Annotated in this window: 10 protein-coding genes; 4 read left to right on the forward strand and 6 right to left on the reverse strand. The window is 70.6% G+C overall.

What is annotated here, in order from left to right; translation table 11 throughout:
- Window positions 1–282 precede the first annotated feature (282 nt).
- From map to CCO03_RS04515, 3 genes are all read right to left on the reverse strand, one after another.
- On the reverse strand, window positions 283–1,104 hold the full coding sequence (map, locus tag CCO03_RS04505; protein ID WP_087277784.1) for a type I methionyl aminopeptidase: 822 nt from the start codon (window positions 1,102–1,104) through the stop codon (window positions 283–285).
- Window positions 1,105–1,323: 219 nt separating this feature from the next.
- Window positions 1,324–1,833 carry a hypothetical protein gene (locus CCO03_RS04510; RefSeq protein WP_087277788.1) on the reverse strand — a complete coding sequence of 170 codons (510 nt, stop codon included), beginning with the start codon at window positions 1,831–1,833 and terminating at the stop codon, window positions 1,324–1,326.
- Between the two features lie 200 nt (window positions 1,834–2,033).
- Window positions 2,034–3,197 carry a hypothetical protein gene (locus CCO03_RS04515; protein WP_205690361.1) on the reverse strand — a complete coding sequence of 388 codons (1,164 nt, stop codon included), beginning with the start codon at window positions 3,195–3,197 and terminating at the stop codon, window positions 2,034–2,036.
- A gap of 264 nt (window positions 3,198–3,461) precedes the next feature.
- Between CCO03_RS04515 and purL the strand changes: the two genes are divergently transcribed.
- Window positions 3,462–7,520, forward strand: a complete 4,059-nt coding sequence (purL, locus tag CCO03_RS04520) for a phosphoribosylformylglycinamidine synthase (protein WP_087284169.1) — start codon at window positions 3,462–3,464, stop codon at window positions 7,518–7,520.
- A 340-nt stretch (window positions 7,521–7,860) separates the two neighbouring features.
- On the opposite strand, the gene CCO03_RS04525 is transcribed toward purL, so the two are convergent.
- The 3 genes from CCO03_RS04525 to mnmC2 all read right to left on the reverse strand — a co-directional run bounded on the left by CCO03_RS04525 (window position 7,861) and on the right by mnmC2 (window position 12,238).
- Window positions 7,861–8,334, reverse strand: a complete 474-nt coding sequence (locus tag CCO03_RS04525) for a YybH family protein (protein WP_087277791.1) — start codon at window positions 8,332–8,334, stop codon at window positions 7,861–7,863.
- A gap of 23 nt (window positions 8,335–8,357) precedes the next feature.
- Window positions 8,358–9,464 carry a mandelate racemase/muconate lactonizing enzyme family protein gene (locus tag CCO03_RS04530; RefSeq protein WP_087277794.1) on the reverse strand — a complete coding sequence of 369 codons (1,107 nt, stop codon included), beginning with the start codon at window positions 9,462–9,464 and terminating at the stop codon, window positions 8,358–8,360.
- A gap of 269 nt (window positions 9,465–9,733) precedes the next feature.
- A complete protein-coding gene (gene mnmC2 / locus CCO03_RS04535) occupies window positions 9,734–12,238 on the reverse strand; it encodes a tRNA (5-methylaminomethyl-2-thiouridine)(34)-methyltransferase MnmC2 (RefSeq protein ID WP_157667496.1) in 2,505 nt (834 codons plus the stop codon).
- A gap of 300 nt (window positions 12,239–12,538) precedes the next feature.
- On the opposite strand from mnmC2, the gene CCO03_RS04540 reads away from it, so the two are divergent.
- From CCO03_RS04540 to CCO03_RS04550, 3 genes are all read left to right on the forward strand, one after another.
- The gene (locus CCO03_RS04540) at window positions 12,539–12,898 is read left to right on the forward strand and encodes a DUF2946 family protein (RefSeq protein ID WP_087277800.1); all 360 of its coding nucleotides are present in this window, start codon (window positions 12,539–12,541) and stop codon (window positions 12,896–12,898) included.
- Between the two features lie 105 nt (window positions 12,899–13,003).
- Window positions 13,004–15,199, forward strand: a complete 2,196-nt coding sequence (locus CCO03_RS04545; RefSeq protein ID WP_087277803.1) for a TonB-dependent receptor — start codon at window positions 13,004–13,006, stop codon at window positions 15,197–15,199.
- Between the two features lie 2 nt (window positions 15,200–15,201).
- Window positions 15,202–16,800 carry a PepSY domain-containing protein gene (locus CCO03_RS04550; RefSeq protein ID WP_087277805.1) on the forward strand — a complete coding sequence of 533 codons (1,599 nt, stop codon included), beginning with the start codon at window positions 15,202–15,204 and terminating at the stop codon, window positions 16,798–16,800.
- Window positions 16,801–17,021 lie beyond the last annotated feature (221 nt).

A 17,021-nucleotide genomic window follows, 5' to 3' on the forward strand; every position in this document is an offset into this window, starting at 1 on the left:
ACCCTCCCAGGCAAGTCAGGTGGGTATGGTGAAACTGCCGTTCAAGCACCAACGGCCATCAAGGCATACCCACTTGATCGGGGTGAATGCCGATCAGATCGGCGGTGAGCGGGGAGCCCTTGGGCGCTGCTGGTCACCCGCGCATGCCGCACGACCTGGGCGGCGAGCACACCGCCACCACGGGCCCGGGCTGCATGGACATGCCCCACGCCACCTCGCTGCGCATGGGCTACGACAGCCCGGAAGGCGCCGCGGCGTGGGAAGTGCCGCGGGCTCTGGCGATCAGGCCTGGGCAGGGCTTGGGCGCTGGCCCACGAAGTCGGGTGTGGCGGGGCTGCCGGCCGACAGGGTCAGCACCTCGTAGCCGGTCTCGGTCACCAGCACCGAATGCTCCCATTGGGCCGAGAGCGACCGGTCGCGGGTGACGATGGTCCAGCCGTCGTTCAGCTCCTTCACCTCGCGCCGGCCCAGGTTCAGCATGGGCTCGATGGTGAAGATCATGCCGGGCTTCATTTCTTCGAGGGTGCCGCGCCGGCCGTAGTGCAGCACCTGCGGCTCTTCGTGGAATTTCTGGCCCACGCCGTGGCCGCAGAACTCGCGCACCACCGACAGGTTGTGTTGCTCCGCAAAGGTCTGGATCGCGTGGCCGATGTCGCCGAAGCGGCCGCCCGGGCGCACCTGCTCGATGCCGATCCACATGGCTTCGAACGTCAGCTGGCACAGGCGCTTGGCCGCGATGGAGCACTCGCCGACGAGGAACATGCGGCTGTTGTCGCCGTACCAGCCGTCCTTGATGACGGTGACGTCCATGTTCAGGATGTCGCCCTTCTTGAGTGGCTTGTCGTTCGGGATGCCGTGGCAGACCACGTGGTTCAGCGAAGTGCACATGTTGCCGGGATAGGGCGGGTAGCCCGGTGGCTGGTAGCCCAGCGTGGCCGACACCGACCCGCGCTTGGCCATTTCCTCGGCGCAGATGCGGTCCAGCTCGGCCGTGGTGATGCCGGGCTGAACGTGGGGGGTGAGGGCATCCAGCACTTCTGACGCAATGCGGCAGGCCTCACGCATGGCGGCGATGCCCGCCGCGTCTTTGATCACGATGCTCATGGTGCAATTATCCGCTGCTGCCAATGACACCGTCGGCCGAGGTGGCCTTGCGCGGGTGCGAGCGCGCCGCGCAAGGCCGGCGCAAACCGTCTGCGGGCGTCCCTGCGTGGCCGCGCCAAGCGCTGCCGTGGCGGGCCTGGCGCCTGATGCAGAGGCAGCTCGAAGACCCACCCGCCTGAAGCCAGGGTGCCGCCAGTGGCGATGAGCCGTGGGGTGGGATCAGGCCGGCTGCGCCGCGCCGGTGTGGCGCAGCCAGTGCCCGTCCACGTAGTCGGCCTGGGTGTCCTGGCCATCGCAGGCCAGCACCTGGTACACGCTGCCTGCATCGGCGGCGTCTCCAGGCAGGTGCGACGGCTCGTGGTCGTACAGCTCGAAAAAGCGCATGAACAGGTCGGCGATCTCCTGCTGGAAATGCGCGTCGTTGTTCAGGTGGTCGACGATGGAGCAGATGTTGACCTGCTGGTGGCGCTGCGCGTCGTGCTCCAGCGTGGGCTGGGTCTGGATGACGTCGCCGATCTTCAGGGCCGCGGCCATCAGACGCGCCTGGTCGGCGCAGGCCGGAAAGCCGGGTTGGCTGTCGCTGGCCGTGGCCGTCAGCAGCTGCCACTCGGGCGCCTTGCCGACGACCTTCAGGTAGGCGACGTTGCCGCGTGCGACCACGTAGCGTTCGTTGCGGGTGGGCTTGCGCGGGGCGCGGGGTTTGGGTTGCGGGGCGGGCTGGTCCGACATGGAATCTGGTGCGCTGGCGCGGCGGGCTGAGCGGGGAGGGGCGAAGGCGGGTATTTTAGGTTTCGTCGGCGCCGGCTTTGGCACCGTCCAAGCGCTGGCCGACCTGTGGGGCGTGCAGCGGGCGGGCCATTCAAGGCCCGCGTCGCTGCTGCGGCTCATGTCCGGGTGTGGATGCATTCACCTGCGGTGACTCAGCCCGGTCAGACCCAACCGCGGGATGCCAGCTGCGCCCAGCGCTCGGGCGTCAGCCTGGCCTTCAAGGCCTTCAGTGGATCGATGTCGCCCGTGTTGTCGGCCATCAGCGTGACAAAGTCCGCCGTCAAAAGCAGGCCGGTCTGCCGGGCCAGGACTTCCAACTCGGGCACCACGGCTTTGAGCACGCGCATGGCCGACGCATCGCTGTGCCGCATGCCCATCAGCTGGCTGTGCAGCAGGCAGGCTTCGCGCAGGGCCTGGTGCTCGGGGCCGTCGAACCACAGTTCGTGGTCCGCCCCATCGCCGCGAATCTCGTCGGGCGCCCACAGGTCATGGGGGACGTCCTCGCCAGCTGCCACGATCCGCTGGCGGTAGGACTCGGTGCCCCAGACCAGGAACGGCGGCCAGGCGGCTGGCACGTCCTCGTGGGTGAAGCAGAGGAACAGCGCATAGAGCGGCACATCGCGCGGGATGCGCCCGAGCGCGGCCGGCAGGGCCTGTAGCAGCAAGGCCTGAACGCGGGCCTCCACGGTCTTCAGGGTGTCGCCCTTGGGCAGGCGCAGGTACATCAGGCGGTCGTGGCCGGGCTTGGGCTGGCCATGCACATCGAGGTATTGCAGGTCGATGCGCGAGAGCCTGCCGTCGGCGTCGTAGCCGTAGGCGTACTGGTTGGACCACGTGGGCTCGCCGTCGCGCCAGTTGCGGCTCACGCTGCGCAACAGCTGCCGCCCCTCGGCATCCCAGACGTGCTCGGTGTCCATGCCGCGTTGGCCCGCGTGGAGGTGGTCGGCCACCAGGCGCCCGCCGGCGTAGCGGTTCAGGCGCACGTTGTCGATGCCGTGGCCGTACCAGCCGATGGTCGTGCAGTGTCCCGCTTCGTGCAGCAGCACCTGTTCGCGCCGCTGACCTTCCAGCTCCAACACGATGCGGCCTTGCGCATCCAGCCCATGGTGCACGTGCTCGGCCGGCCTGGCCTGGTCATCGGCCAGCCAGCGCGGCGCGGGGCCGCCATACAGCTCGCGTGCGAATGGCGCGTCAAAGCTCATCGACGCCGTTGCCCAACGCCAGCTGACGACCTGTTGGTGCGTCTGGGCCAGCAAGGCCTGAAAGCGGGCCCTGTCGGCATAGGCCGCGTAGAGCCGGTTGATCGGATCGTTGTGGCTGCCCACGCGGCCCTCCCTGAAGTCTGTTTCGCGCCCATTGTGCGGGCGCGGGGTCGGGGACGGCCTGCCCCGCTTAAAATACGGGCTTACCCCAATTGGCTGACTTGCCGCGCAGCATGATGTGTGGGCAGTATCCGGTGTGTGTCGTTGAATTTCAGACGGCAGGCGCGGCATAGTCCACATGAATGGCCAGTTGGGAGGCAGCTGACAACCCCAGACCTGTGAACAGCGGTGTGCGCCCGGCCCACGCCGCCCAACCGACGGCCCACCGTGTCCAACACCATTCACCACTTCGCGGGCGGCAACGCCCTGAGCGCGTTCCGCATCCAGCAACTGCTGCCCAAGCTGCAGGCGATTGCGCCGACCATCACGGGGCTGTCGGCCCGTTTTGAGCACCTGGTGCGCTTTGCCGGCGCGCCTTCGGCCGAGCAGCTGCAGCAGGTGCAGGCGCTGCTGACCTACGGCCCGGCCCATGCCGTGCCGGAGGGGCAGAAGGCCAGCGCCGAGCTGGTGGTGGCGCCGCGCTTGGGCACGGTGTCGCCCTGGGCTTCGAAAGCGACCGACATCGCGCGCAACTGCGGGCTGCCGGTGCAGCGCGTGGAGCGCGTGACGCGCTACGTGCTGGGCCTGAAGACCGGCTTGCTGGGCAAGGCCGCGCAACTGGGCGAGGACCAGCTGGCGCAGGTCGCCGCCTTGCTGCACGACCGCATGACGGAAAGCGTGCTGCCCAGCGTGCAGGCGGCCGAGGCGCTGTTCACCGAGTTGGTGGCCGAGCCCATGCAGCAGGTTGATGTGCTGGGCGGCGGCCAGGCCGCGCTGGAGCGCGCCAACACCGAGTGGGGCCTGGCGCTGGCCGCCGACGAGATCGACTACCTGGTGACCAACTTCACCAAGCTGGGTCGCAACCCCACCGACGTGGAGCTCATGATGTTCGCGCAGGCGAACTCGGAGCACTGCCGCCACAAGATCTTCAACGCGCAGTTCACCATCGACGGCGTGGCGCAGGACAAGAGCCTGTTCGGCATGATCCGCCACACCGAGCAGCAAAGCCCGCAGCACACCGTCATCGCCTATGCCGACAACGCCTCGGTGATGGAAGGCCACACGGTGGAGGTGTTCGACGCCAAGACGCCGGTGGCCGCCGGTGCCACGGGCGAGGCCAGCTACCAGAAGGCCAGCGAGCTGCGCCACGTGCTGATGAAGGTCGAGACGCACAACCACCCGACGGCGATCTCGCCGTTCCCGGGGGCCTCGACCGGCGCGGGCGGTGAGATCCGCGACGAAGGCGCGACCGGCCGCGGCTCGCGTCCCAAGGCCGGGCTGACGGGGTTCACCGTGTCCAAGCTGTGGCCCACCGAGGCCGACATCGGCAAGCCCGATCACCTCGCCAGTGCGCTGCAGATCATGACCGAGGGCCCGCTGGGCGGGGCCGCGTTCAACAACGAATTCGGCCGGCCCAACCTGCTGGGCTACTTCCGCGAGTACGAGCTGCCGGTGGGCGCGGGTGACGACGCCGTCGTGCGCGGCTACCACAAGCCCATCATGATCGCGGGCGGCCTGGGCCACATCGACGCGCGCCTGACGAAGAAGATCGAGTTCGGCCCCGGCGCGCTGCTGATCCAGCTGGGCGGCCCCGGCATGCGCATCGGCATGGGCGGCGGTGCGGCCTCGTCGCTGGCCAGCGGTGCCAATGCGGCGCACCTCGATTTCGATTCGGTGCAGCGCGGCAACCCCGAGATCGAGCGCCGTGCGCAAGAGGTCATCACCGCCTGCCAGGCCATGGCCGACGCCAACCCCATCCTGGCCATCCATGACGTGGGCGCGGGCGGCCTGTCCAACGCCTTCCCCGAGCTGACCAACGACGCCGGCCGGGGCGCCACCTTCGACCTGCGCGCCGTGCCGCTCGAGGAATCCGGCCTGGCCCCCAAGGAGATCTGGAGCAACGAAAGCCAGGAACGCTATGTGCTGGCGATCGCGCCCGAATCGCTGCCGCTGTTCGAAGCGATCTGCGCGCGCGAGCGCTGCCCCTTTGCCGTCATCGGTCAGGCCACCGAGGCACGCGAACTCAAGCTGGTCGATTCGGCTGACCAAGCAGCAGTACCGCAGCCTGTCGACGTGCCCATGGACGTGTTGCTGGGTAAACCCCCCAAGATGCACCGCGACGTGGCGACCGTGCAGCGCCGCTTCACGCCGCTCAAGCTCGACGACGTGAAGCTGCAGGACGCGGTGATCGCCGTGCTGTCGCACCCCACGGTGGCCAGCAAGCGCTTCCTCATCACCATTGGCGATCGCGCCGTGGGCGGCCTGACGCACCGCGACCAGATGGTGGGCCCCTGGCAGGTGCCGGTGGCCGATTGCGCCGTGACGCTGGCCGACTTCGCCGGCTTTGCGGGCGAGGCCATGAGCATGGGCGAGCGCACGCCGCTGGCCGCGCTCGATGCGCCGGCGTCGGGCCGCATGGCCGTGGCCGAGGCCATCACCAACCTGCTGGCCGCGCCCATCGAGCTGCCGCGCGTCAAGCTGTCGGCCAACTGGATGGCCGCCTGTGGCGAGCCCGGCGAGGACGCCGCGCTGTACGCCACCGTGCAGGCCGTGGGCATGGAGCTGTGCCCGCAGCTGGGCGTGTCCATCCCCGTGGGCAAGGACAGCCTGTCCATGCGCACGCAATGGACCGGCGCCGACGGCCAGCCCAGGAAGGTGACGTCACCGGTCAGCCTGATCGCGACCGCGTTCGCCAGCGTGGGTGACGTGCGCGGCACGCTGACGCCGCAGCTGGCCCGCGATGGCGAGACCACGCTGGTGCTGATCGACCTGGGCCGTGGCCAGCACCGGCTGGCGGGCTCGGTGTTCGCACAGACGCTGGGCCAGTCCGGCTGTCCCGAGGCCGACGGCGTGCCCGACCTGGACAACGCCCAGGACCTGGTCAAGCTCGTCGCCGCCATCAACGAGCTGCGCGCGCAAGGCCAGATCCTGGCCTACCACGACCGCAGCGACGGTGGCCTGCTGGCCGCCGCCGCCGAAATGGCCTTTGCGGGCCAGGTCGGCGTGGCGCTGAACATCGACATGCTGGTGACCGAGAGCGACGGCATCCACGACAGCCGCGCCGAATATGGCGATGCCAAGAACTGGGCGCAGCAGGTCAGCGCGCGGCGCGAGGAGCTGACGCTCAAGGCGCTGTTCGCCGAAGAGCTGGGCGTGCTGATCCAGGTGCCCACGGCCACGCGCAACCAGGTCATGCAGACGCTGCGCGCGCACGGGTTGTCGGCCTTCAGCCACTTCGTGGGCACCACGCGGCCGGCCAACGCCACCATCGACAAGAACAAGGGCGAGCTGGCCGTCTGGCGCGACACCAAAGAGGTGTTCTCGGCCAAGCTGCACGACCTCATGCAGGTCTGGGACACCGTGAGCTGGCAGATCGCGCGTGAGCGCGACAACCCGGCCTGCGCCGATCAGGAACACGCCAGCGTGGGCGAGCCGGGCGACCCTGGCCTGCAGTTCAAGCCCAGCTTCAACCTGGCCGAGGACGTGGCGGCGCCCTTCATCGCCACCGGCGTGCGGCCCAAGGTGGCCGTGCTGCGCGAGCAGGGCGTGAACTCGCACGTCGAAATGGCCTACGCCTTCCACGAAGCCGGCTTCCAGGCCGTGGACGTGCACATGACCGACCTGCAGACCGGCCGCGTCAACCTGGCGTCGTACCAGGGCCTGGTGGCCTGCGGCGGCTTCAGCTATGGCGACACGCTGGGCGCGGGCATCGGCTGGGCGCGCTCCATCACCTTCAACGCGCAGCTGGCCGACCAGTTCAAGGCCTTCTTCGGCCGCGGTGACACCTTTGGCCTGGGCGTGTGCAACGGCTGCCAGATGTTTGCCGAGCTGGCCGAGATCATTCCCGGTGCCGAGCACTGGCCGCGCTTCACCACCAACCAGAGCGAGCGTTTCGAGGCCCGCCTGTCGCAGGTCGAGGTGCTGGCGTCACCCAGCCTGTTCTTCGCCGGCATGGCCGGCACGCAGCTGCCAATCGCCGTGGCCCACGGCGAGGGCTTTGCCAACTTCTCGCAGCGCGGCAACGCGGCGCAGATCGACGCCGGCGGCCTGGCCGCCATGCGCTACGTGGACCACCAGGGCCAGCCCACCGAGGCCTACCCGCTGAACCCCAACGGCAGCCCCGGCGGCCTGACGGCGGTGACCACGGCCGACGGCCGCTTCACGGCCATGATGCCGCACCCCGAGCGCGTGTTCCGCAACGTGCAGATGAGCTGGACGGCCGGCGACCCGAGCGCCCGCAGCCCCTGGATGCGCATCTGGCAGAACGCCCGCAAGTGGGTGGGTTGAGGCGTTGAATGGGGGTATGCATCGATTGCCGTGTTCAGGGTAACGGCGAGGGGTGCATACTGCCTTGATCGCGAGATGCCGGTTGCCCCTGTGCGTGGCCGACATGCGTGAGCAAGTTGGGCTCCAGCCTATGCCCTGTGGCCGCCAGCCTGGGTCAAGCGTGGCGGCATCACCGACGCGGCCGCGGCATCGCCTGAACCGCGAGGTATGGCATGACATCAGGACCTTTGACGGGCGTTCGCGTCGACGCAACGCAGGCCACAAGCCGGGGACGCTGGGCTGAGGGGCCGTGGAACGGGAAACTGGCCGCCTCAGCCCATGCGCTGCGGTCGATCCGCCGTCACGGGCCGATGGCAGTCGTCGGCAGGGCGCGCATGGACCAGATGACCCAGCTGCCCGCCCGGCGGACCAGCAGGTAGCTGTTAAGGCCCTCCACCAGCGGCAGCACGCCTGCGGCGGTGTGCACCCCCGTCATCGCGAACGAGGCCTCGGCCACCGCCACCTCGTCGGTGACGAAGCGGATGCGCTGCACCACGGTGGCGGTGATGGCGGCCGTGCGGTAGACGCCCTGCCGCTGCGCCAGGTAGAGGCGCAGGATCTCGTCCCGGCCCTGGGCGGTCTTGCCTGTGGCGCTGGTCAGCTCGGCCTCGACCGCGAGCAGCCGGCTGTAGCCGGCCACATCCTGGGCATTCCAGGCCAATCGACGGGCCTCGATCAGGTCACGGATCTGGGCTTCTGCGTGCTGCAAGGCGTCGGGGGGCGATGCCGCCGCGGCAGCAGTGCGGTCGGCATGCTGTGCGTTCGGGCATGTCATGGAGGCCACTCCGGCAGGCTGTGTCACAGGTCGATGCGGTAGGCATCGACCGCGTCCCAGTTGAAGCGAAACCCCACGCCCGGGCCTTGTGGCAGATCGACCAGGCCGTCGCTGCCCAGCGTCATGCGTTCGTGGAACAGGGGCTCGAACCAGGGCATGTGTTCGGCATAGAGGGCATGGGGGGCCGAGGCCACGAGGTGCAGGCTGTGCTCGGTGAAGATGTGGGGCGCGACCGGGATGTCGAGCGTGGCCAGGTACGCCATGGCTTTGCGCATCTCGGTGTAGCCGCCCATGCGCTGCAGGTCCGGCATCATGATGTCGGCCGCGCCCGCTTCCACCATGGCGCGTACGCCGTATCGCGTGTATTCGGTTTCACCGTTGGCGATGGGGGTGTCCAGGGCCTTGGCCAATGCGGCGGTTTCCTGGTGGCACCAGGTGGGCATCGGCTCTTCGAACCAGGCCAGGTCGAAGGGCTCCAGCGCCCGGGCCAGGCGCAAGGCGGCGGTGGCCGACAGGCTTTGGTTGGCGTCGGCCATGAGCGTGAAGTCGGGGCCGATGACGTCGCGCACGGCCTCGACCCGGGCGACATCGTCTTGCCAGCGCGCCGAGCCCAGGCGCATCTTCATCGCTTTGAACCCCTGGGCCACGAATCCCGCGGCTTCGCGGCGCAGCTCATCCACATCGGCCGACAGCCACAGCCCCGCGCTGGCATACACCGGCACCCGGTCCCGGCAGGCACCGAACAGCTTGTACAGCGGCCGCTCGGCCGATTGGCCGATCAGGTCCCAGCACGCGATGTCCAGCGGGTTCATCGCCAGCACCGCCACACCGGCCTGGCCATAGAAGTTGAGCGACCGCAGCATCTCCGCCCACAGGGCTTCCACGTCGTGCGGGTCGCGGCCGATGAGGTGGCCCTTGAGGCTGGCGCACATCTGCGCGATGGCCCGCAGCTTGGCCGGGTCGAAGCAAAAGCCATAGCCCTCGCCGGTCAAGCCCGCGTCGGTGTCGACGCTGACCATCAAGGTTGCCGCGCTGGCGATCTCGTGAATGGCGGTTCGAAGCGGCTTGGGCAGGGGCAGTTCGATGGCGGCGATGCGCACGTCGGTGATGCGCAGGGGTGCAGGGCTCATGGATGTGACGTCCTCAACAGGAATTCCCGCGAGCAAGTGCCATGGGAGGTGCCCGACTTGTACCCCAAGCCCCCAAGCGCGCAGTTCATGCAGGTGACTTGCACGCACGCCGACCGGTCGGGTGCCTGGTGACGAGGTGCACAGGTGATGGATGCCGCAGGCGCCACCGCCACGGGCCATGGCCAGCGGGGCACCTGACCGGTTGTGCTGGGCGTGGCCCTGCCGGTCCACCGCGCCAGCGCGGCGCTGGCGTGGACACACACCGGGCTTCAGTCGCCGGCCATGAAGCGATGCGCCGCCAACTGCTGGGCCAGGCTGCGGGCGATGGGCAGGGGCTCGCCATGCAACCAGGCCGCCAGCAGCTCGCCCGACAGCACCGCCAGCGTGAGGCCGCGCGCGCCCATGGCGGTGCACACCCAGGGGGCTTGCAGGCTGAGCGCTTGCACCTCGTCGCCGGGCGAGTCCGATGCCGCATGTCCGGCCTGGGCGCTGCTCAGCGGCGTCGCTGCCGCTGAGCGTCGCGGGGTGCGCGTGGTGTGTTCAGGCGCTTGCAACGGTCCCACCAGGGGCACACGGTCCGCCACGGTGCAGCGCGCGCCGTGCCAGTGCCAGACCTGACCGGCGCGCCACAGGCGCCGGGCGCGCTGGGCGGTGACGGGCAGCAACTCGTCCAGCCGATCCAAGTTGACCTGGTGCTCGGCGGCGATGGTGGCGGCGTCGAAGCCACGGGGCAGTTCGCGCAGGAACGAGGCCCCCGTGCACCAGAACGCGCCCTGGTCGCCGGGAATGGCGCGCAGCAGGCTGCCGTGGCCGTTCACGGGCGGCGTGGGGGCCGCGTTGGCCGCTGCCGGCTGAGGATCGGCGGGGTCGGAGGCCGTGCCGGGCGCGTCGAGCTCGCTGTCCCGTCCCAGGGTGACCAGGCCTTGCACCCGGTGCGTGGGGAACTCGGCCGGGGCGCACCAGGGCTGCACCAGGGCTGCGGTGGCGGGCCCGGCCGCCAGCACCACCAGGTCGGCGGACGCGAGGTGCTGCCCCTGCTCGTTGAACAGCGACCAGGGTGGCCGGCGTGGCGCGGTGGCGGGCGAACCGGCAGGCGCGGCCAGACCTGGCCCCGTGCCTTGTGGGGCGGCAGCGGATGCGGCATGAGCGGCATGCGCGGCGGCCGGCTGCGGTGCAGGGGCCGTGGTGCCCGGCGCTGCAGCAGGGGGCGAGGCGGGGTCGTGCCAGCTGAGGCGCGTGACCTGGCAGCCCCCGCGCCACTGCACGCCCGGCAGTGCGAGCTGGGCGCGCACCAGCTGGGCCGGCCGCACCCAGCCGGCCTGGACATGCCACAGCGGCTCGCTGGCCAGCAGGCGCTGCCGGGCCACGTCGGCCTGCCACTGCGGGGCATCGTCGGGCTGGGCGGGGCGGCTGCTGTCCAGGCCCGGATGGGCCGCGTGTGCCAGGGCGGCTTCGCGCCAGGCGGCGGGCAGGCGGCGTTCGCGGCCCACGGGCAGCTCCAGCACGCCGGTGTCGGCCCAGTCCTGGCCGGGCACCAGCAGGTCGGCGCAACGGCGGCGCATGGCCCGCACCCCCGCGCGGGTGAGCTGGGCCAGGCGGCCGTCGTCGGGCGAGACATGCGGGGCGAAGATGCCGGCCGGCAGGCCGGAGGCGCCCGCTGCCGGCGTGGCGGCGGCGTCGAGCACGGTGACGCGCCAGCCGCGCGCGGCCAGGCTGGCGGCCACGCTGGCGCCGCTGATGCCGGCGCCCACCACCACCGCATGGCGGTCGGCTGCCTGGCATGCGGACAGCGGCTGGCGCAGCTGTGCAAGGTGGCGCGGCACCCAGCTGGGGGCGTAGCGGGCGGCCAGGCAATCGCGCTTGGGCGGCAGGCCGGGGCGGCGTTCCAGCACGAAGCCGCATTGCTGCAGGTGGTCGCGCAGCGCGCGCGCCACGGTCCAGGTGGCGACGCGGGTGCCGGGGCGGGCCAGGCGCGCCACGCCCTTGATGACGGGCAGGTCCCACATCTCGGGGTTGAGCCGGGGCGAAAAACCGTCGAGAAAGACCGAATCGACGGCCACATCGATCTCGCGCAGCAGGGGCCGCACGTCGCCCACGCAGAGCGTGAGCTGCACCGCGCCGCCCTCGAACACCAGCCGGTGCACACCCGGCAGCATGGCCTGCCACTGGGCGGCCAGCTGGGCGGCCAGGTCGTGCAGCTCCGGGAAGGGCTGGGCGCTGCGCAGCAGGTCGGCGGCGCCCACGGGATGGGCTTCGATGCTGGTGAAGAACAGGCGCGCGGGCCGTTGCGGATCGGCGCGCCAGGCGGCCCAGGTGGCGAGGAAGTTCAGCCCCAGGCCGAAGCCGGTTTCCAGCACATGCCAGTGGGGGTGGTCGGACCATGCAGTATGGGTTGATTCTCGTTTTTCAGACAACGAGGTTAGGGGTGTACTGCCTTCCACATTTGACGAATGGGTGGCCTCTCGCGGGTCGGCCGCATCGGGTGTCTGGCTGATCGGGCCGGGCGCGGGTCGACTGGCCGCGAGGGGGCTCGGCTCCGGTGAGGGGGCTGGGGATGGTGCGGCAGGGCTGGGCTGAGCGGGCGTGAACCGGGAGGCAGAGGTGGCGGGCGCAGCCTGGACCGTGTCCGGCGGCCACAGGCCACAGCCCGCGAGGAACACGTGGCGGGCCTGCGCCAGCCCGCCCTGGCCATCGGCACCGACGCTGCGGTAGATGTCGCCAAACAACGGGGAATGCGGCGTGCCATCGGGCCGCCATGCAACGGGGGAGGTCATTCGAGGGAGAAAGGGCGGGGCCAAAGGGGCGCGGCGCACACGCCGCGGCAACATCGGCAAGCCTAACGCGGGATGGCGACGGTGCGGGGCCGGTTGGCTTACCGGTTGCAGGGCGTGGCACGCGTTGGGTCGCACCCACACGCGGCGCCACAGGCTGCCCAACCGCCCAACCGCCCAACCGCCCAACCGCCCAACCGCCCAGGGTGCAGGGCCGTGGGCCGCGTGACGCGCCTGGCGGGGTGGACGCTGCTGCCCATGGGCGTCAGTGCCGCCAAGGGGGCTTGGTCATAATGCGCGGTTATGCATGCCCTGCGCAACGCCCGCTCACTGACCCGCCTCGTGCTGGCGTGGTTCGTGCTGACCTTGGGGTTGGCGGTGGCGTCGCCCGTGGTGCACCCGCAATCCATGCAGGTGTTGTGCACGGGCACGGGCAGCATGCAGGTGGTCATGGTCGATGACGATGGCCAGGTGGTGCCGGGTCACCACCATGTGCTGGACTGCCCGCTGTGCCTGGTGGTCACCACGCCGCCGGTGTACCCCCTGGCCCAGGTCGCGTTGCCGCAGCCGCTGGCGATTGCCCTGCAGCCCGTGGTCGCGGCGCGCATCGCCGCCCGGGTGGGGGCGCCGCTGCCGCCCCGGGGACCGCCCGCGCGCGCGTGAGAGCCTGGCGCCAGCGGCAGCCCTGAGCAGGCGCCGTGGTCGCGCCGTGTCGCCGCCACGCGCCTGCTGGGCGTGGCCGATGTCACCTGCACGCATTCCCTTTCCATGAACCGTCCCTTTGTTGTTGCGACGCCCCCTGGCGTTGCCCTTCGTCCCTGGCCGCCGGCCAGGCCTTTGTGGTGCTTTGCGGCGCACGTCGCCCGGCTGTCCTGGCTCGTGCCCCTGGTGGGCGTGGCCGGCCCGGCCTGGGCGCAGGCTGAGGCGGCCACGGCCACCCTGGAGGCCGTGACCGTGGAGGCCCAGACCGAGGGCCGTTTGACACGCACCCCCCAAACCGGCAGCAAGCTGGCGTTGAGCGCGCTGGAGACGCCCGCCAGCGTCGAAACCCTCACGCGCGAGCAATTGGAAGCGCGCGGCGATGCCTCGCTGGTCGACGCCATCACCCGGGCCACGGGGTTCACCAGCCTGGCCCACCCCGGCAACAGCGGCAGCTCGCTGGCGGTGCGCGGCTTCACCGACACCACCTCGGTCATGCGCCTGTACGACGGCACGCGCCAGTACGGCGGTGTGGGCGTGAGTTACCCCTTCGACACCTGGGGGGTGGACCGCATCGAGGTGCTGCGGGGGCCGGCCTCCGTCATCCATGGCGACGGCGCCATCGGCGGCGTGGTCAACGTGATCCCCAAGAAGCCGCAGCGCGGGGCCCTCAGCCACGAGCTGCAGACCCGGCTGGGCAGCCATGGCCGACAGGCCCTGGCGTTTGGCAGCGGCGGGGCGCTGAGCGAGCAGCTCTCGTACCGCCTGGATGTGGGCGGCGACCGCGACAACGGCTGGGTGGCACGCGGCCAGTCGCGCAAGCTCAGCGTCTCGGGCGCTTTGCAGCTCAACGCCACACCCGATCTGCAAATCAAGCTCAGCCATGCCCAAGGCCGGCAGCACCCCATGCGCTACTTCGGCATGCCCCTGGTGAATGGCGCGCCCTGGCCCGCCCTGGCCGGGCAGAACTACAACGTGGCCGACAGCCACATCCGCTACCGCGATGCCTGGACCGAGCTGTCGGCGCTGTGGACGCCCAGCGCCCAGGTGGTGGTGCGCAGCAAGCTCTACCGCATCACCAGCCAGCGCGACTGGCGCAATGCCGAGGGCTATGCCTACAACGCGGGCACGGGACTCATCGACCGTTCGGACAACACCCAGATCGCCCACGATCAGGCGCAGCTTGGCGCCAGCGTCGATGCGAGCTTCACGGGCCGGCTGCTGGGGCTGGACAACACGGCGTCCATCGGCGTTGACCTGAGCCGCAGCCGCTTTCAGCACAGCAACAACACCTACGCGGGCAGTTCGGGCTCGGTCGATCCGTTCGACCCCGAGCCCGGTCTGTTTGCCAGCGCGGCGCCCTTCATCCCGCGCTACCGCAACCGGGCCAGCCAGTACGCGGTGTTTGCCGAGGACCGGCTGGCCCTGACCGACCGGCTGTCGGTCGTGGGTGGGCTGCGCTACGACCACACGCGCCTGCAGCGGCAAGACCTGGTTGCCGCCACCCAGGCCTTTGACAAGGCCTACGCGAGCTGGAGCGGCCGGCTGGGTGTGGTGCTGCAGCTGCGGCCGGACCTGTCGCTGTACGCCCAGCACGCCCGGGCGGCCGATCCGATTGCCGGCCTGCTGATGCTGTCGCCGGCCAACAGCGCGTTTGGCCTGGCCAAGGGCCGGCAGTGGGAGGTCGGGATCAAGCAGGTCTTTCAAGAGGGCACCGGCGAATGGACCCTGGCGGCCTACCGCATCCAGAAGAACAACCTGCTGACGCGTGACCCCACCGATCCGGCCCGAAGCGTGCAGGTGGGCCAGCGGTCGTCACGCGGTCTGGAGGGCACGCTGGCCCTGGCGCTGACGCCGACGCTGCGGCTGGACGCGAACGCGGCGCTGCTGCGCGCCCGCTACGACGACTTCACCGAGGTGGTGGGCGGCGTGCCGGTCTCGCGCAACGGCCAGGTCCCCACCGACGTGCCCCAGCGCGTGGCCAACCTGTGGCTGAGCTGGCAGGTGGCGCCGGCCTGGACGCTGGCGGGCGGCGCGCGCCACGTGGGCAAGCGCTACGCCAACAGCGCCAACACGCTGGTGCTGCCCAGCTACACCACGACCGACCTGAGCCTGCAGTGGCGCGTGCAGCCCGGCACCACGCTGACCCTGCGCGGCACCAACGTCTTCAACAAGCGCTACTACACCACGGCCTACTACACGGCCACCCAGTGGTTCGTGGGCGAGCCGCGCCGCGTCGAGCTGGCATTCCACCACCGGTTCTGACCATGCGGGGGTCTGTCAAACGCTGGCTGTTCCTGACGCACCGCTGGCTGGGCATCGTGCTGTGCCTGTTGTTCGTGATGTGGTTCGTCTCGGGCATGGTGATGATGTACGTGGGCTACCCCAAGCTCACGCCCGACGAGCGTCGGCTGCACCTGCCCGTGCTGGCCGCCGATGCCGAGCTGCTGTCGCCGGCTCAGGCGTTGCGGCAGGCCGGGGTGTCGGGCCCGCTGGCCGACCTGCGGCTGGCGGCCGCCAGCGGCGGCCAGGCGGTCTACCTGGTGCGACCGCTGCGGGCCGAGCCGACCGGCAGCGGCCACGGCATGGGCAGCCATGGCGCCAGCGCGGGTGGCACGCTGGTCATCGACGCCCGCCGCGGCGAGCGCCTAATGGACGTGGCCCCCGAGCGGGCCCTGGCCAGTGCGGCGGCCTACATGGCGCCTGACGGGGCGGCGCGTGGCGCTGCGGCTCCCTCAGCGGGGTCGGACCACGGACTGCGTTACCTGGGCCAGGTCGACGGCGAAGACGCCTTCACGCACGCACGCAGCCTGGATGCGCACCGCCCGCTGCACCGCGTGCAGCTGCCCGATGCGGCCGACACTTGGCTCTACGTGTCGGGCCGCACGGGCGAGGTGGTGCTGGATGCCGCGCGCACCGAGCGGCTGTGGAGCTATGTGGGCACCTGGATCCACTGGCTGTACCCGTTTCGCGGCACGGCGCTGGACCGCTACTGGAGCGACATCGTGATCTGGCTGTCCATCGCCGGCGTGGTGGTCACCCTGGTGGGCAGCTACGTCGGGATCCAGCGCTGGCGCTTCCGGCAGGCCTACCGCAGCGGCTCGCACTCGCCCTACCAGCCCGGCATGATGCGCTGGCACCACATCGTCGGGCTGCTGTTCGCGCTCACCACCTTCACCTGGATCTTCAGCGGGCTGATGTCCATGAACCCCTGGCGCATCTTCGATGCCGGCGCCGCGCCGCTGCAGACACGGGCCCTGCAGGGCGAACCGCTGGCCGTGCCCCGCGACGGACCCGCGGGCGCCCTGGATCAACCTCCCCAGGCGCTGTTGCGCGCGGCCGGCGCGCCCGTGCGCGAGCTGCGCTGGGTGCCGGTGCTCGGGCGCGTCACGGCCCTGGCCCACGGCGCATCGCCCCGTCCGCAGGTGCTCGATGGCCAGACGGCGCAAGCCCTGAGCCTGGACGCCGACGCATTGCGCACGGCTGCCCAAGGATTGATGCAGTATCCCATTGCTCGCGTCGATGTGATGAACGAGTACGACCTGTACTACTACGCCAGGGCGGCGCACACCATGACCGGTGGCAACGAACGGCCGCTGCCCGTCTGGCGCGTGGTGTTCGACGATCCGCAGGCCACCTGGGTGCACCTGGACCCGCACACCGGGGCCATCCTCGGTCAGCTGGACACGCGCCGCCGGGTCAGCCGCTGGCTGTTCACCCTGCTGCACAGCTGGGACTGGCTGCCGCTGCTGACGCGGCGGCCGCTGTGGGATGGCCTCATGCTGGCCCTCAGCCTGGGCGGGGTGCTGCTGAGCGCGACTGGCGTGGTCATCGGCTGGCGGCGCTTGCGGCTCAAGCTGCGTTGAGCGGCGTGCGTCAGGGTGCACAGCTGGACGGCGGGGTCAGCGCCAGGGGCCGGCTGGGCGGCGGTTTCTGTCGCTGTGTCGGGATGGTCGGCGGTCGGTGGCCGAGCTGTTTGTTTGGGCTGAACGACGCACGAGGCCGCTTCGTCGAGACAGGCCAAGCCGGGTTGGCCGCATTCACGCCCTTCAGGCGGGTGTGCGCCGGCCTGCCAGCCTTCAAACCG

Origin of the sequence: Comamonas serinivorans (assembly GCF_002158865.1) — a bacterium.
In the GTDB taxonomy this organism is placed as follows: Bacteria; Pseudomonadota; Gammaproteobacteria; order Burkholderiales; family Burkholderiaceae_C; genus Comamonas_E; species Comamonas_E serinivorans.

Bases quoted from the DNA above. Each gene is read 5' to 3' on its own strand.
- map (WP_087277784.1), bottom strand. From the start codon at position 1,104: ATGAGCATCGTGATCAAAGACGCGGCGGGCATCGCCGCCATGCGTGAG.
- CCO03_RS04540 (WP_087277800.1), top strand. From the start codon at position 12,539: ATGCATGCCCTGCGCAACGCCCGCTCACTGACCCGCCTCGTGCTGGCG.
- CCO03_RS04525 (WP_087277791.1), bottom strand. From the start codon at position 8,334: ATGACATGCCCGAACGCACAGCATGCCGACCGCACTGCTGCCGCGGCG.
- CCO03_RS04530 (WP_087277794.1), bottom strand. From the start codon at position 9,464: ATGAGCCCTGCACCCCTGCGCATCACCGACGTGCGCATCGCCGCCATC.
- CCO03_RS04545 (WP_087277803.1), top strand. From the start codon at position 13,004: ATGAACCGTCCCTTTGTTGTTGCGACGCCCCCTGGCGTTGCCCTTCGT.
- CCO03_RS04510 (WP_087277788.1), bottom strand. From the start codon at position 1,833: ATGTCGGACCAGCCCGCCCCGCAACCCAAACCCCGCGCCCCGCGCAAG.
- mnmC2 (WP_157667496.1), bottom strand. From the start codon at position 12,238: ATGACCTCCCCCGTTGCATGGCGGCCCGATGGCACGCCGCATTCCCCG.
- CCO03_RS04550 (WP_087277805.1), top strand. From the start codon at position 15,202: ATGCGGGGGTCTGTCAAACGCTGGCTGTTCCTGACGCACCGCTGGCTG.